We start from the raw sequence: 14,761 nt of genomic DNA on the forward strand, positions 1-14,761 counted from the left end.
GTCAGCACCGACAGCAGCGACGAAGTTCCGAGGACGTACCGCTCATGCAGATCGCCGGACTGGTGGAGGGCTACCGCGAGCACATCATCGCCGCTCACAAGCAGCCGCTCTTCCTGCTGCTGGTCGGCTTCATCAGCTCGTTCGTCCTCATCCGCTTCAGCGTGCGGATGATCCGGGCCCGGGTCCGCTGGTGGCCGGGCAACATCACCCCCGGCGGGCTGCACATCCACCACATGGTCTTCGGGGTGGGCTGCCTGCTGGTGGCCGGCATCGGGGTCTTCGCCGCCAACGGCGGGCACCCGTGGATCGACTGGTTCGGGCTGCTCTTCGGGATCGGTTGCGGGCTGGTGCTGGACGAGTTCGCGCTGATCCTGCACCTGGAGGACGTCTACTGGAGCGAGCAGGGGCGCAAGTCGGTGGACGCGGTGATCCTCGGCATCCTGCTGACCGCGCTGCTGCTGACCGGGTACGTGCCGCTGGGGGTGGTTCCGGGGCAGAGCGACGCGGGCGGTTCCGGGCGGTGGGGGCTGGTCGCGGTGATCTCGGTCAACGCGCTGGCGTCGGTGGTCGCGCTGCTCAAGGGCAAGCTGTGGACCGGACTGCTCGGCATCATGGTGCCCGGCCTGTCCTGGATCGGCGCGGTCCGCCTGGCCCGCCCGTCCAGCCCGTGGGCCCGCTGGCGGTACGCCGAGCGGCCGCGCCGCCGGGCCCGGGCGCTGCGCCGCGAACGGCGGCTGCACGCCAGGGCCGACCGGGCCCGCACCTGGGTGTTCGACCTGATCGCCGGCGCCCCCGACAAGGTCCCCGCGCACCACACGGCCACCCACCGGATGGCGGAGGCGATGGCCGCCCGGGCCACCGCGCACCTGGACGCGACCCGCACGGCCCGCGGCGAGCAGGCCCCCGAGCGCGGCGCCGACCAGCGCCGGCGCACCGTGCAGGCGGGGCGGGCGCGCTCGTACCGCACCCGGGGCCCGCGGCGGCGCAGCCCCTGATCCGACGTCAGGCGGACCACGATCACCCGCATGGGGCGCGGGTTGCGGGCCGTTCCCTCCGGCCGGGTCTGCGAACATCGCGTCGAGTGACCGAATTGTCACGTGATGGGATATTTCGTTGATCGTCGGACGGTGAGGTCTCATGGTGCCGCGCAGACTGCTGACCGCCGTACTGCTCACCCTGACCGCGCTCGCCGGGCTGCTCGCCGCCCCGGCGCCCAGCCTCGCCGACGATCCGCCCCACCCCTCGACCGACACGATCGCCGGCGCCCGGGCCGAGGCCGACCGGCGGGCCGCCGCCGTCGGCGCGATCGAGGCCCGGCTGACCGGTGCGCGGAACGAGCTGGAGCAGGCCGGCCGGATCGCCGAGCAGGCCGTGGAGGCCTACGACGGCGCCCAGGTGAAGCTCGCCAAGGCCCGCGCCGCGGCCACTGACGCCGGCAACCGCGCGGCCGCCGCCGAAGCGGCCCGGGCCGCCGCCGCCGAGGACGCGGCCGGCCTGGCCGCCGCCTCCTACCGGCTGGGCACCAGCCCCGAACTCGCGGCGCTCAACGACCTGCTGAACGCGCAGGGCCCGCACGAGGCCACCGAGCAGGCCGCCGCCGTCGGCGCGGCGGGCCGCAGCACCCGGCAGATCCTGGACGCCGCCACCGCCACCGCCAAGGCCGCCACCGAGGCCGTGGGCGCCGCGCGCGCCGCCACCGACCAGGCCCAGCGCGCGGCGACGGCCGTCGACCAGGCCAGGAAGCGGGCGCAGTCCCGGCTCGCGGTCCAGCAGGGGCAGGTCACCGAGCTGGGCAAGCGCCGCGAACGCCTGCTCGCCGAGCTGGCCGCCGCCCGCGACACCACGGTGGACCTCGAGCGCCAACGCCAGAGCGCGGTCGAGGCGATCGCCGCCCAACAGGCCGAGGCGGCCGCCAAGGCCGCGGCCCAGGCTGCCGCTGAGGCCGCGGCTCGGCCGTCGGTGGCACCGGCGCCACCGGTGGACGGCTCCGCGCCCTGGTCCCAGGCCGGCGCCCAGGCGGCACTCGACTTCGCCCGCGGCAAGCTCGGCCTGCCCTACATCTGGGGCGGCGAGGGCCCGGACGGCTACGACTGCTCCGGGCTGACCATGCTCGCCTGGCGCCAGGGCGGCAAGCAGCTGACCCACTTCGCCGCCGACCAGTACGCCGAGTCCACCCCCGTGACCTACGACCAGCTGCGCCCCGGCGATCTGGTCTTCTGGACCCAGACCGGCCGCGCCGCCGACATCCACCACGTCGCCCTCTACATCGGCGACGACCAGATCATCGAGGCCCCCCGCACCGGCACGGCGATCAAGCAGGCCAGCCTCTGGATCATGGGCACCCCCGACTTCTACGCCCGCCCCTGACGCGGCGGGCGGCAGCCGGCAGCCGGGGACGACGTCTGCGGGCCGGCCGGACCGATCACCCCACCGCCGCCCGCTGCCCCACCGCCGGCAGTGGATCGGCGCGGCGGGCCAGCTCCAGCAGGGCGTGCAGCGGGCGTTCGGCCAAGCCGAGTCGCGGGTGCCAGTGCGCCGTGATGCTGACCGGGCGGACGGGCTCGGCGAGCCGCAGTTCGACCAGTTCGCCCGAGGCCAGCTCGCGGGCGACCGACTGGTGCGGCAGCAGGGCGAGGCCGTGGCCGTGCCCGGCCAGTCGCAGCAGGGCGGAGAGCGAGCCGGTGATCGTCGAGAGCTGGGCGTTCGCCAGCAGGTCCCGTCCCAAGCGGTCGACCAGCATCTGCGAGGTGCAGGCCGGCTCGGCGACCAGGAAGTCGTAGGGGAGCAGCTGTTCCGGCGTCAGCGACTGCGCGCGGGCCAGCGGGTGGTGCGGCGCGGCCACCAGCAGCGTGCGATCGTGCCCGACCACGGCATGCGGGCCCGGCGTCACCGCACCGCTGTCGTACCGGAAGATCAGATCCAATTCGCCGTCCCGGAAGGCCTGTTCGATCCGGGCCCGGCTGCTGACGGTCAGCTCGACATCGGCCCCCGATCCCGCGCCGCCGGCGCCGTACTCCAACGCCGCCAGCACCTCGGGCAGCCAGGCGTGCGCCAGCGACTCCTGCGAGCCGATCCGCAGTCTGGGCCGGCTGCCGAGCGCGGCCCGGTGCATCCGCTGTTCCAGCTCCAACGCCTCCCGGGCGTGCGGCAGCAGGCGCGCGCCGGCCTCGGTGAGGCTGGCGCCGGCGCCGCCGCGCAGCAGGACATCGGTGCCCAACTCCGCCTCCAGGCGCTTGAGTTGGGCGCTGACGCTGGACTGGGCGTAACCCAGCTGCTGGGCGGCGGCGGAGATTCCGCCCAGTTCGGCGACGGCGACGAAGGCGCGTAGGTAGCGTGTGTCCACCGGACCAGCTTGCCACCCCCATCGGGATTCCCGATGGGGGTATCGGGGTTACGCCGTGGCCCGGCACCGGGCTGCGGGGCGAGGCTGCTGCCATGACCACCGACACCCTGGCACCCCCGACTGACGCCCTCTCACCAGCCCGTTCCCGCCTGGCCTTCACCGGGATCGCGGTCGGCAACCTGCTCGTGCTGCTCGACACCTCCGTCCTCAACGTCGCGGTGCCGGACATCCAGCGCTCGCTGCACGCCTCCGCCGCCGCGCTGCCCTGGGCGGTCGACGCCTACACCGTCGTCTTCGCCGGACTGCTGCTGGCGGCGGGCGTCTTCGCCGACCGGTGGGGCGCCCGCCGGGTCTACGCGGGCGCCCTCGGCGCCTTCGCCGTGCTGTCGCTGCTCTGCGCCGGCGCGCCCGCCGTCGGCGGGCTGATCGCGGGCCGGGCCCTGCTCGGTGTGGCCGGCGCCGGCCTGGTGCCCGCCTCGCTCGCACTGCTGATCGCGCTCAACCCGGACCCGGCCCGCCGCACCCGGGCGATCGGCGCCTGGGCCGCGGTGAGCGGGATCGGCGCCGCGATCGGGCCGGTGCTGGGCGGCGGCCTGGTCGAACTGGGCGGCTGGCGGCTGGTCTTCCTGGTCAACCCGCCGATCGCGCTGCTCGCCCTGCTGCTCGCGGGCCGGCTGCCGGCCCCGCCGGTGCGGGCCGTCCGTGCGCTGGACCGGGCCGGTCTGCTGCTCTCCACCACCGCGCTCGGCGCGCTGACCTTCGGCCTGGTCGAGGCGGGCATCAAGGGCTGGACCGCGCCGCTCGCGCTGGTCCCGATCGGCGCCGCGCTGCTCGCCTTCGTGGCGCTGGTGCTGGTGGAGCGTCGGGTCGCGGCCCCGCTGCTGCCGCCGGCGCTGCTCGCGCTGCCGCGGGTGCGGGCCGCGCTGGTGGCCGCCGCGGTCTCCTGCTTCGCGTTCTACGGCGGGATGTACCTGATCGACGTCTGGCTGCAGCACCAGGACGGGCTCGCGCCGTTCGACGCGGGACTGGCCTCGCTGCCGCTGACCGTCCCGGTCTGCGTGATGCCGTTCTTCACCGGGCGGCTGATGGCCCGGCACGGTGCCCGTCCGGTGCTGCTGGCCGGGATGACCGCCACCGTCCTGGGCGGTGTGCTGCTGGCCTGCTGCGGCGGGAGCCGGGTGCCGATGCCGCTGCTGGTGGTGGCCGAACTCGCGCTCGCGCTGGCCGGCACCCTGTCCATCCCCGGCGCCGCCGCCGAGATGGCGGTCGCCGCACCGGCCGAGCTGGCCGCCACCGGGCAGGGCGCGCTGAACGGGATCCGGCAGGGTGGCTCGGCGCTCGGCGTCGCGGTGCTCGGCACCCTGGGCGGCCTGCCCGGGGCGGGGGTGGTGCTGATCGTCATCGGGCTGGTCGCGGTCGCGCTGGTGGCCGGGGCCACGGCCAAGGGCCGGAACTGACGTCCGGTGCAGGCGGTGGCCGAGGGCGCGGAAAATCGGGTGCCTGGATGCGATCCCTCGTCCTACCGTGGCCTGATGAGCACCGACGAAGCAGCCGCAGGCCGTCCGGCGACCACCGAGGAGATCGAGATCCGGTCGCTGCCCGTGGAGGAGGTGGCGGTCTGGGGCGCCGCGGTCAACACGGGCTTCCTGCGGGCCGGTCTGCCCGCCGGGGAGGAGCACCGCCGGCTGCGGTACCAGCCGGGCCGGATGCTCGGAGCGTTCGACCGCGGTCACTGCGTCGGCACCTTCCGCAGCATGCCGTTCGAACTGACGCTTCCCGGGGGTGCGTTGCTCCCCGTCTCGGCGATCACCGGCGTCACGGTCAGCCAGACCCACAAGCGCCGCGGCCTGCTGAGCCGGATGATGGGGCGCGACCTCGCGGGCGCCCGCGAGCGCGGTGAGGCGGTCGCCATCCTGATCGCCGCCGAGTACGCCATCTACGGGCGGTTCGGGTTCGGCCCGGCGACCCGGCACCACGGCTGGCGGGTCGACCTGCGCCGCTCGCGCGGTATCCGCACCGACCTGCCGGCCTCCTTCGGCGCGACGGGCGGGCGGCTCGACCTGGTGGACATGGCCGAGCTGGCCAAGGTCGGCCCGGAGCTGCACGAGCGCTGGCGCCGTGACCGGCCGGGCGCGATATCCCGGGACGAGGCCTACTGGCGCGAGGCCACCGGCCAGGCCGAGGTGCCGGGGCACCCCTGGAAGGAGCCCTTCGCGGTGGTCCACCGGGACGCCGCCGGCACCGTCACCGGCCTGGCGATCTACCAGGTCGAGGACCACTGGGACGGCCCGTATCCCGACTGCACGCTGAAGGTCCGGGACTTCCTGGCGCTGGACCGGGCGACCGAGGTCGGCCTGTGGCGCTACCTCTTCTCGGTGGACTGGGTCAGCAAGCTGGAGGCGCCCAACCTGGGCCCCGACAGCCCGCTGCCGCTCCTGCTGGTCGACCCGCGCGGCGCCGTGCCGCACGAGGAGAACGCCGACTTCATGTGGCTGCGGGTGCTGGACGTGCCGGCGGCCTTCGCGGCCCGCCGCTACGCCGGCGCCGGGCGGGTGCTCCTGGAGGTGAGCGATGCCGCCGGATACGCCGCAGGGCGCTGGGCGCTGACGGCGGACGCCGACGGGGTCGGCCGGGTCGCCGAGAGCGCCGACGAACCGGACCTCGCGCTGAGCGCCGCGGCGCTCGGCTCGCTCTACCTGGGCGCCGAGTCGGCGAGCCGGCTGGTGGCGGGCGGGTTGGTCGAGGAGTTGCGCCCCGGCGCCGCCTTCGAGCTCGACCGGCTGCTCGGCACCCCGCTCACGGCGTGGAACCCGGACTCGTTCTGACCGAGGCTCAGGAGTGCTGTGCCGCCGCTCAGCCGCTCAGCCGCTCAGCCGCGCCGTCCGCGCTTGCCGGTCGGCTCGGTGGCCTTCCTGCTCCTGGTCGAACCGCCGGTCGTGGTCCTGCCGATGGTGGGCAGCACGAAGTCCCGCACCAGGTCGACCGCGTCGCGCACCAGCGGGCGGAAGATCCGGTAGCGGGAGAGGGCGACGATCTTCGCCACGAGCGGCGAGCAGCGCCGCACGAAGGCCCGGGTCCGCTCGGTGTCCTCGGTGCGGTCGAAGACCCAGTACAGGACCACGACCATCAGGTGCAGCCAGAGCAGGTCGGGCAGCAGTTCGTCCAGCTCCGGGTCGATCTTCGGACCGAGGTCCGAGCCGTCCAGGACCTCGCGGAAGAGCTGGACGGCCGTCTCGCGGGCCGGGTGGGACTCGTTCGAGAACGGGCTGAGCGCGCTGTCCGGGTCGGCCGCCGTGCGGAAGAACTGGGCGGCGAACTCGTGGTACTGCGCCGCGCAGTCCACCCAGGACTCCAGGGCGATCTGCAGCCGCTGCGCGAAGTCCGTCGTCCCGACCAGCCGGGCTCGGGTGTCCTGGGCGTGCTCGCGCGTCATCCGGTCGTAGAAGCCCTGGATGAGGAACTCTTTGCCCTCGTAGTAGTAGTACGCGTTGCCGACCGAGACGCCCGCCTCGGCGGCGATCGCCCGCATGGTGGTCTTGTCGTAGCCGCGCTCCTGGAAGAGGCGCATCGCGGTCTCCAGGATGAGCGCGCGGGTCTGCTCGCTCTTGGCGGTTCTGGGGGCCTGGGGCTTCGTGCTGTCCGGCGCGGGCCGCGAGGAGGGAGCCGGCGCCGGTGCGGCGCTCTCGGGCGGCGGCAGCCGGCTCGGGTCGGCGGGGTCGGCGGGGATCCTCGGGTCGTCCACGAGGTCTGAGCCTAGCTCGGTGCGGCCGGTGGTCGGCCGGGCCGAGGGCGGCGGGTGCAGCTTCGGGTTCAGCGGCGGGTTCAGGCGCGCCGTGCGTCGCCGGTGTCGGGACCGGGGCGGTGCGAGGGGGACGAAGGGGTGCCCACCGCCTGGACGGTGACCCCGCTGTCGGCCACGGATGCCATGCGGACCACTCCATCTTCGAAGGCGCTCGACGCTGCTGTCGCGGAGACTGTAGCCGCTGTTTTGAACGCGTTCAAGCTCGGCTGGGTGAAGGGGTGGCAGGATCGGGGCGTGAGCGATACCGCAGAGTTCTCGATCCGTCCCGGCGGCCCCGCCGACGCGTCCGCCGTGGCCGACCTGCACGCCGCCAGCTGGCGCACCGCGTACGCCGGGATCGTCCCGGCCACGGTGCTCGGCGACGGCCTGGTCGAGCAGCGGCGTGAGCTGTGGGCGATCCGGTTGACGGTCGACTACGGCGAGCCGGCCGCGACTCCCGTTCTGCTGCTCGCCGAGCGGGCCGACGGCGAACTGCTCGGATTCTGCTACCTGGTGCCGCAGCCCGACGAGCGGGTGCTGGTGGACAACCTGCATGTCCGCCCCGGGCTCACCGGCGCCGGCATCGGTGCGGCGCTGCTGGCCGCCGCGCGCGACTGGACGGCCCGCGTGCACGCCGGTGCGCCGCTCTACCTGGAAGTGCTGCGCGACAACCACCGGGCCGTCGCCTTCTACGAGCGGGCCGGCGGGGTGCGGACCCGCACCGGCGCGGCGGTCTTCCCCGGCGCCGGCGAGCTGCCCGAGTACGAGTACACCTGGGCGCGGCCGTAGCGCCTGCGGGGTGCGCCGCCGCTCGGTCGGTCGTGGTCACGTGGCTCGTCCGGTACGGGTGCTGCTGTGCGGTCGGTCGGCCGCAGGCGGCGGCTGCCGGCCAGTGCGATCAGCAGGGCCAGCAGCGCCGCCCCGGCGGGCAGCAGGTAGCCGCCGCCGGCCCGCAGTCGCTGCGCGAGCAGCCCGCCGAGCGCCGAGCCGGCCGAGCTGCCGGTGACGATCCCGGCGACGGCGAACGCCATGCCCTCGTTCAACGCGTTTGCGGGCACCGTCCGTTGCAGCAGCGTCAGGCCGCTGACCATGGTGGGCGCGGTCCCGGTGCCGGTCACGAAGAGGGCCACGGCCAGCGTGCCCAGGCCGCCGCCGAGGCCGGTGGCCGAGAGTGGCAGCAGGAGCAGGGCGGCCATCGCGGCGAGGCTGACGAGCAGGCGCCGGACGGGGGAGGACCGCTGCGGCAGCAGCCCGAAGAGCAGACCCGAGACGCCGGAGCCGGCCGCCAGCAGGGCCAGTAGCAGACCGGTCGCGGACTGCCTGCCCTGGGCGCCGGCCCAGGCCAGGGTGGTGATCTCCAGCGAGCCGAAGACCACGCCGGTGCACAGGAAGACCGCCACCAGCACGATCGCGCCCCGGGCCCGCAGCGGCGATCGCGGTCCGCTGCCCGGCGGCGGTGCGACTGGCGGTTCGGTGCGGCGCTGGGCGGCGAAGAGCAGCGCGCCGGTGGTGGCGAGCGCGCTGACCGCGAGCAGGCCGGCCTCCGGGAAGAGCGTGGTGCAGAGCAGCATCCCGAGCACCGGGCCGCCCAGGTAGCAGAGTTCGTCCAGCGCCTGCTCCAGCGAGTTGGCGCGGTGCAGCAGGGCCGGGTCGGCGCCGTGCAGGTGAGCCCAGCGAGCACGGGACATGCCGCCGAGATTGGGCGCCACCGAGGCTGCGGTGGCGGCTGCGCACAGGGCCCAGGCCGGTGCGCCGCCGTGCAGCAGGAACGGCAGCGCGGTGCGCGGTACGGCGGACCACAGGGCCGCCGGGATCGAGACCCGGCGCTGCCCGTAGCGGTCGACCAGCCGACCGAGCAGCGGCATGCTGAGCGCCACGCCGACCATGCCGGCGGCCGAGACCGCGCCGGCCAGTGCGTAGGAGTGGCGGCGGTCGACGACCGCGGTCAGCAGGCTGACGCCGAGCATCGAGAAGGAGAGCCGGCCGATCAGGCCGTAGCAGGTGAAGGCGACCGCGCCGGGCACGGCGAACAGGCGGCGGTAGGCGGCGAACACGGGACTCCAGGGGAGGGGCGGCGGGGATGGCCTCAGCCTGTCCGCCGTGCCCCGGCACGGTCCAACACCTGTTCGGGGCGATTGACGCAGCTGTGTTGTCAATCGCTTGCTACTCTCGCCCGCATGCCCGTCGACCTGCACCCTCGCCTGCTGCGCGGCTTCCTGGCGACCGCCGAGACCCTGCACTTCGGGCAGGCGGCGGCGCGGTTGCACCTGGCCCAGCAGGCGCTCAGCCGGGACATCAGGACGCTGGAACGCCTGCTCGGGCGCGAGTTGTTCAGCCGCACCACGCGCAGCGTCGCGCTCACCGAGGCGGGGGAGCGGCTGCTGCCGCAGGCCCGGCGGCTGCTCGCACTGCAGGCGGAGATCCTGGCGCCGCCGCCGCGCCGGGTGGTGCTGGTCGACCTCAACAGCGCGGTCACCGGGGAGGATCTGACGGCGGATCGGATCCTGGCCGCCGCTCGCGCCGCCGGCCCGCAGGCCACCCTGCTGGCCCGCTATCACGGCGGACTGGCCGCCGGCGCGCGGGAGTTGCTGGCCGGGCGGCTGGACGTCTCGTTCGGCTGGTTCAGCGGGCTGCCGCCACAGTCACGCGAGCGGCTGGCGCAGCGTCCGGTCCGGCTGGAGCGGGTGGCGCTGCTGCTGCCGCAGGACCATCCGCTGGCTGCCCGGAGTGCGATCCGCACGGCCGAGCTGGTGGGCCACCCGGTGGACATCTGCGCCGGGAATCCGGCCACCACCGAGTGGACCGAGTTCGGTGAACACCTGCTGGCCGCCCACGGGTTGACGGCCGCCGGCGTCGGGTCCTACCCGGTCGGCGCGGCCGAGACCGCGCGCTATCTGGCGCGGCACGGGCACCCGATGCTCACCACCGTCGGCGGGCCCGAACTGCCCGGGGTGGTCACCCGCCCACTGGTCGACCCGGTGCCGCTGACCCTGGTCAGCCTGGTGTACCGGCCCGAAGGGCGCGCCGGCGCCGCGGCGCCCGATCGGCGGACGGCGACGCCCGACCCCGAGGTCGCGCTGATCGCTTCCTGCGCCGCCGAGTTGGGCGAACGGGAAGCGTGGCTGGCCCGGCCGCCGGCCAGTTGGCTCAGCGCCCCGGACGAGGCGCTGCTGGCCGCGTCCGACCAGCGGCCGGCGGCCGCCCGCCGCTGAGCGGAGGCAGTGGGCCATCCTGCCGCACGTGGCGGCGTTGGAGGCCCGGCGGGCGGGCGCGCCGGCGGCGTCACGGGCCGGGCGGGCGTGGCAGCCGGGCTCAGGCCCGGACGGCGGAGACGTCGAAGCTGAGCTTGACCTTCTCGCCGATCAGCACGCCGCCGGTCTCCAGCGCCGCGTTGTAGCTCAGGCCGAAGTCGGTGCGGTCGACGGTGGTCGAGCCCTCGAAGCCGAGCCGCTGGATGCCGTACGGGTCGACGGCGCTGCCGGTGAACTCCAGGTCGAGGACCACCGGGCGGGTGGTGCCCTTGATGGTGAGGTCGCCGTGCAGGCGGTAGGTCTCGGCGTCGAGCTGGGCGGCGGCGGTGCTGCGGAAGGTGATCTCCGGGTGGGTCTCGACCGCGAAGAAGTCGCCGGTGCGCAGGTGGCCGTCGCGCTGCTCGTTGCCGGTGTCGACGCTGGCCACCTGGATCACCAGCTCGACGGTGGAGGCGGCCGGGTCGCTGCCGTCCAGGTGGAGCTTGCCGTGGTAGTCGGTGAACTCGCCGCGCACGTTGGTGACCATGGCGTGCCGCACCGTGAAGCCGATCCGGCTGTGCGTGGTGTCGATCGTGTAGTCGCCGGTGAGGTGGGCGAGGTCGGTGCTGGTGGTCGCGGCCGGGGCGTCCAGCACGGTGGTGGCGGTCGCGGTGGCGGTGGTCTTGCGGCTGAACAGGCCCATGGCTCCTCCTCGGGTTCGAAGCCTTTTGTTGAGGCTTCAACTTGTTGGCTCCACCATAGGGCTTTTTCGTTCAACCTTCAACCAAGCTGGCCGAATGTGTTGTCACAGGTCGTGGCTAGGCTGCGAAGAGCGACCGGGCTGACCGGGCGACGGTGACCGGGCGACGGTGACCGGCGAGCGCGGGAGGAGGTGTCCGGGAGCGGTGTTCGCGGTGCACGCGCTGTGGCACGGGCCGGGCGGCGGGCGGTTGGCGCTGTGGGCGGAGGACGCGCGGGCGCTCGACGCGGCGCGCGGTCCGGTGCCGTACCCGGGCGGTGGGGCGATGGCTCGCCCGCACCCCTTTGCCTGCCCCGCCGCGCTGCTCGCGGACCTGCTCGGCGGCATCGGCCCCGGCCTCGGGTGGCTGGCCGGCCAGGCGGCCGAGCGGTGGACCACGCTGACCCTGCCCTCGCTGAGCGGGGTGCCCACTGCCTCGCCCGAGCTGCTCGGCGGCCGGGCCGCGCCGAGCGGGGTGTCGCTGCACGCCTGGCGGGTGCCCGCGCTGGTCTTCGAGCCGGCCGAGGCCGCCCAGCTGCTGGGCGAGCTGTTCGACCCGCGCTGGGCACTGACCAGCGCGGAACTCGACGGCCCGGGGCGGGTCGACGTCGCCTACGGGTCCTCGCTGCGCTGGCTCACCGCCGTGCACGACCTGGCCTGGCGCCTGGTCGGTGGCGGCCAGGTGCTGCCCGCGCTGGTCGAGCTGGACGGTGCGCCGTACGCCCGCTGGCAGCCGGTGCTGGGCACCGCCGACCGCCGCGAGGCGACCGCCCTCGCCGAGGGTTGCCCGCCGGTGGCCCGGGCCGGTCGGCCGGGCACGGTGCTGCTCGCCGAGGTGCTGGAGGCGCTGACCGACCGTGAGGTCCGGGCCACCCTGGCTGACCACCCGGGTGTGGTGCGGCTGCCACGCGGCGTCGGGGCGGCGGGCGAGCCCGACGGGCAGGCCGCCGAGCGCTGGTTCGCCGGGCTCGGGGCGGGCGACGGGCTGCTGGCGGTGGAACCGGGCGAGCCACGGGCGGCGCTCGACCGGCTGGCCGATCGACTGGCCGCCTGGCACGCCTCGGGCGGCCCCGAGCAGCCGGCGGTCCGGCTCTGCTTCCGGCTGGTCGAGCCGCTCGGGCCGGATCCCGCCGACCCCGAGGGAGGCACCTCCGACGACCACTGGCGGCTGGAATTCCTGCTGCAGGCCGTCGACGAGCCCTCGCTGCTGGTCACCGCCGGCGAACTGTGGGCCGGCGGTGCGGCGGTGGCCGCCTTCGAGCGCAAGGTCGAGGACCCGCAGGGCGCCTATCTGGCCGAGCTGGACCGGGCCGTGCGATGCCGGACCGAGCTGCGCCAGGCGCTGCGCGCGGGCCGGCCGAGCGGCCTGACGCTGGACCGGGACACCGCGCTGGACTTCCTGCGCGAGGCGGCCCCGGCCCTGACCTCGGCCGGTTTCGGCGTCCTGCTCCCGAGCTGGTGGCAGCGCAGGCCACGGCTGGGGATGGCGCTCACGGTGCGGGGCGCCGCTCCTGGCGCGGCCGCCGGACGGACGGCGGGCACGCCGCCGCCGGACGGGCATGCCTGGCTCAACCGGGACGCCGTGGTCGCCTTCCAGTGGCGGCTGGCACTGGAAGGCGAGCCGCTCACCGCCGAGGAGTTGGCCGATCTGGCGGCGGCCAAGCGCGGGCTGGTGCGGGTGCGCGGGCAGTGGATCGAGATGAATGTCCGTCAGATTGCCGACGCCGTCGACTTCTTGACCCGGCAGGGGGTCGGCGAGAGCCGGCCCGGGCGGTTGCTCCAGCTGATCCTGGACCCGGGCGCGCTGGTCGCCGGACTGCCGATCGGCGCCGTCACGGCCACGGGGGTGTTCGGTGCGCTGCTCGGCGAACGGGTGGCGGACGAGCGGGCGGCGGCCGGGCATCCCGCGGTCGCGTTGCCGGCCGGTTTCGGCGCCACGCTGCGCCCGTACCAGGAGCGCGGGGTGGCCTGGCTGCGCTCGCTCGGGCGGCTCGGGCTGGGCGCGGTGCTGGCCGACGACATGGGCCTGGGCAAGACCGTGCAGGCCCTGGCGCTGCTGGCGGCCGAGCGGGGCGAGCTGGCCGACTCCGCGCTGCCGGGCCCGACGCTGCTGGTCTGCCCCACCTCGCTCATCGCCAACTGGCGCCGCGAGGCGGCCAGGTTCGCGCCGATGCTGCGGGTCCACGTGCAGCACGGCCCCGACCGTCCCACCGGGGACGAGCTGCGGGCCGCCGTGGCCGGCGCCGACCTGGTGATCACCACCTACGGACTGGTCCAGCGCGACGGCCCCGAGCTGCGCGGGATCGCCTGGCACCGGGTGATCGCCGACGAGGCGCAGAACATCAAGAACAGCGCCACCGCCCAGTCCCGGGCGCTGCGTTCACTCCCCGCCGAGCACCGGATCGCGCTCACCGGCACGCCGGTGGAGAACCGCCTCACCGAGCTGCACGCGATCCTGGACTTCGCCAACCCTGGCCTGCTCGGCTCGGCGGCGGCCTTCAAGGAGCGCTACGCGATCCCCGTCGAGCAGCACGCCAACACCGAGCGGACCGCCGAACTGCTGCGCCGGACCAGCCCGTTCATCCTGCGGCGGCGCAAGGACGATCCGGCGGTGGCGGTCGCGCTGCCGCCGAAGCAGGAGATGACCGTCTGGTGCACGCTGACCGCCGAGCAGGCCGGCCTCTACCAGGCGGTGGTCGCCGACCTGCTGCACCGGCTGCGCGGGATCAAGGGGGTGCAGCGCAAGGGTGCGGTGCTCGGCGCGCTCGGCAAGCTCAAGCAGGTCTGCAACCATCCGGCCCAACTGCTGCACGACGGCTCGGCGGTGGCCGGCCGCTCGGGCAAACTCGCCCGGCTGGAGGAGGTGTTGGCCGAGGCTCTCGCCGAGGGCGACCGCACCCTGGTCTTCACCCAGTACGCCGAGTTCGGCACGCTGCTCCACCGCCACCTGGCCGAGCGCCTCGACACCGAGGTGCTCTACCTGCACGGCCGGCTGAGTGCCCGGCGGCGCGACGAGCTGGTTCAGCGGTTCCAGGAACCGGGCGGCGGCGACGGACCGGGGGTCTTCCTGCTCTCGCTCAAGGCCGGCGGCACCGGGCTCAACCTCACCGCCGCGAGCCAGGTGGTCCACCTGGACCGGTGGTGGAACCCGGCGGTCGAGCAGCAGGCCACCGACCGGGCCCACCGGATCGGCCAGCACCGCACCGTCCAGGTGCGCCGCTTCGTCTGCGCCGGCACGGTCGAGGAGCGGATCGCCGGGATGATCGAGGCCAAGCGCGCGCTGGCCGAGGCGGCGGTCGGCGAGGGCGAGCGGTGGCTCACCGACCTGTCCGACGGTGAGCTGCGCGAGCTGCTCACCCTCACCGAGGAGGCGATCGCCGAATGAACGACGACAGCACGGGTGCCGCGAGGCCACTGGACGACTACTGGGTCGGCGACTTCACGCTTCGCCAGGACGAGCTCCCCCCGACCCCCCGTCCGGGCCGGGCGGGGCCGCTGCCGGTCGAGCGGCTGGCGGCACCCGACATCACCGTGCGCGGCCGTGGCCTCGGCACGCTGCTGGCCCCCGTCTACCGCGCGCTGACCTCGTGAGGCCGATGAGCCACGACCACGACCACGACCACGCTTGACCCTCGACCTGGTCGAGCCCTCAGAGTCCTCGTCATGGA

The 14,761-nt window shown here is 75.0% G+C and carries 12 protein-coding genes; 8 read left to right on the top strand and 4 right to left on the bottom strand.

Translation table 11 applies throughout. The annotated features are described in order from the left end of the window. Positions 1-44 precede the first annotated feature (44 nt). Positions 45-995, top strand: coding sequence for a hypothetical protein (locus ABH937_RS06940; RefSeq protein WP_370217577.1), 951 nt, complete (start codon positions 45-47; stop codon positions 993-995). 142 nt (positions 996-1,137) lie between these two features. Then, positions 1,138-2,367, top strand: coding sequence for a C40 family peptidase (locus ABH937_RS06945; RefSeq protein ID WP_370217578.1), 1,230 nt, complete (start codon positions 1,138-1,140; stop codon positions 2,365-2,367). A 55-nt stretch (positions 2,368-2,422) separates the two neighbouring features. On the opposite strand, the gene ABH937_RS06950 is transcribed toward ABH937_RS06945, so the two are convergent. Next, entirely contained in the window at positions 2,423-3,343 is a 921-nt protein-coding gene (locus tag ABH937_RS06950) for a LysR family transcriptional regulator (RefSeq protein WP_280688509.1), read from the bottom strand. 92 nt (positions 3,344-3,435) lie between these two features. Here ABH937_RS06950 and ABH937_RS06955 point away from each other — a divergent pair, with 92 nt between their 5' ends. Together ABH937_RS06955 and ABH937_RS06960 are read left to right on the top strand one after the other, a co-directional pair. Beyond that, the gene (locus ABH937_RS06955; protein ID WP_280688508.1) at positions 3,436-4,800 is read left to right on the top strand and encodes an MFS transporter; all 1,365 of its coding nucleotides are present in this window, start codon (positions 3,436-3,438) and stop codon (positions 4,798-4,800) included. A 75-nt stretch (positions 4,801-4,875) separates the two neighbouring features. Next, positions 4,876-6,168 carry a GNAT family N-acetyltransferase gene (locus ABH937_RS06960; RefSeq protein ID WP_280688507.1) on the top strand — a complete coding sequence of 431 codons (1,293 nt, stop codon included), beginning with the start codon at positions 4,876-4,878 and terminating at the stop codon, positions 6,166-6,168. Between the two features lie 44 nt (positions 6,169-6,212). Here the strand turns inward: ABH937_RS06960 and ABH937_RS06965 are convergent, their stop codons facing one another. Further along, positions 6,213-7,040, bottom strand: a complete 828-nt coding sequence (locus ABH937_RS06965; RefSeq protein WP_370145955.1) for a TetR family transcriptional regulator — start codon at positions 7,038-7,040, stop codon at positions 6,213-6,215. 339 nt (positions 7,041-7,379) lie between these two features. Between ABH937_RS06965 and ABH937_RS06970 the strand changes: the two genes are divergently transcribed. After that, the gene (locus ABH937_RS06970) at positions 7,380-7,913 is read left to right on the top strand and encodes a GNAT family N-acetyltransferase (RefSeq protein ID WP_280688505.1); all 534 of its coding nucleotides are present in this window, start codon (positions 7,380-7,382) and stop codon (positions 7,911-7,913) included. Here ABH937_RS06970 and ABH937_RS06975 read toward each other — a convergent pair. After that, positions 7,814-9,178: an MFS transporter gene (locus ABH937_RS06975; protein WP_370217580.1), complete on the bottom strand. Its 1,365-nt coding sequence runs from the start codon at positions 9,176-9,178 to the stop codon at positions 7,814-7,816. The genes ABH937_RS06970 and ABH937_RS06975 overlap by 100 nt on opposite strands. A gap of 123 nt (positions 9,179-9,301) precedes the next feature. On the opposite strand from ABH937_RS06975, the gene ABH937_RS06980 reads away from it, so the two are divergent. Beyond that, the gene (locus ABH937_RS06980; RefSeq protein WP_370217581.1) at positions 9,302-10,336 is read left to right on the top strand and encodes a LysR family transcriptional regulator; all 1,035 of its coding nucleotides are present in this window, start codon (positions 9,302-9,304) and stop codon (positions 10,334-10,336) included. 100 nt (positions 10,337-10,436) lie between these two features. On the opposite strand, the gene ABH937_RS06985 is transcribed toward ABH937_RS06980, so the two are convergent. Further along, entirely contained in the window at positions 10,437-11,057 is a 621-nt protein-coding gene (locus ABH937_RS06985) for a YceI family protein (protein ID WP_280688499.1), read from the bottom strand. Between the two features lie 202 nt (positions 11,058-11,259). On the opposite strand from ABH937_RS06985, the gene ABH937_RS06990 reads away from it, so the two are divergent. After that, positions 11,260-14,478 carry a DEAD/DEAH box helicase gene (locus ABH937_RS06990; RefSeq protein WP_280688497.1) on the top strand — a complete coding sequence of 1,073 codons (3,219 nt, stop codon included), beginning with the start codon at positions 11,260-11,262 and terminating at the stop codon, positions 14,476-14,478. Next, positions 14,475-14,684 carry a hypothetical protein gene (locus tag ABH937_RS06995; RefSeq protein WP_280688495.1) on the top strand — a complete coding sequence of 70 codons (210 nt, stop codon included), beginning with the start codon at positions 14,475-14,477 and terminating at the stop codon, positions 14,682-14,684. Before ABH937_RS06990 ends, ABH937_RS06995 begins: the two co-directional genes overlap by 4 nt. Positions 14,685-14,761: the final 77 nt, after the last annotated feature.

Source organism: Kitasatospora sp. GAS1066B (assembly GCF_041262605.1).
Classification (GTDB): domain Bacteria; phylum Actinomycetota; class Actinomycetes; order Streptomycetales; family Streptomycetaceae; genus Kitasatospora.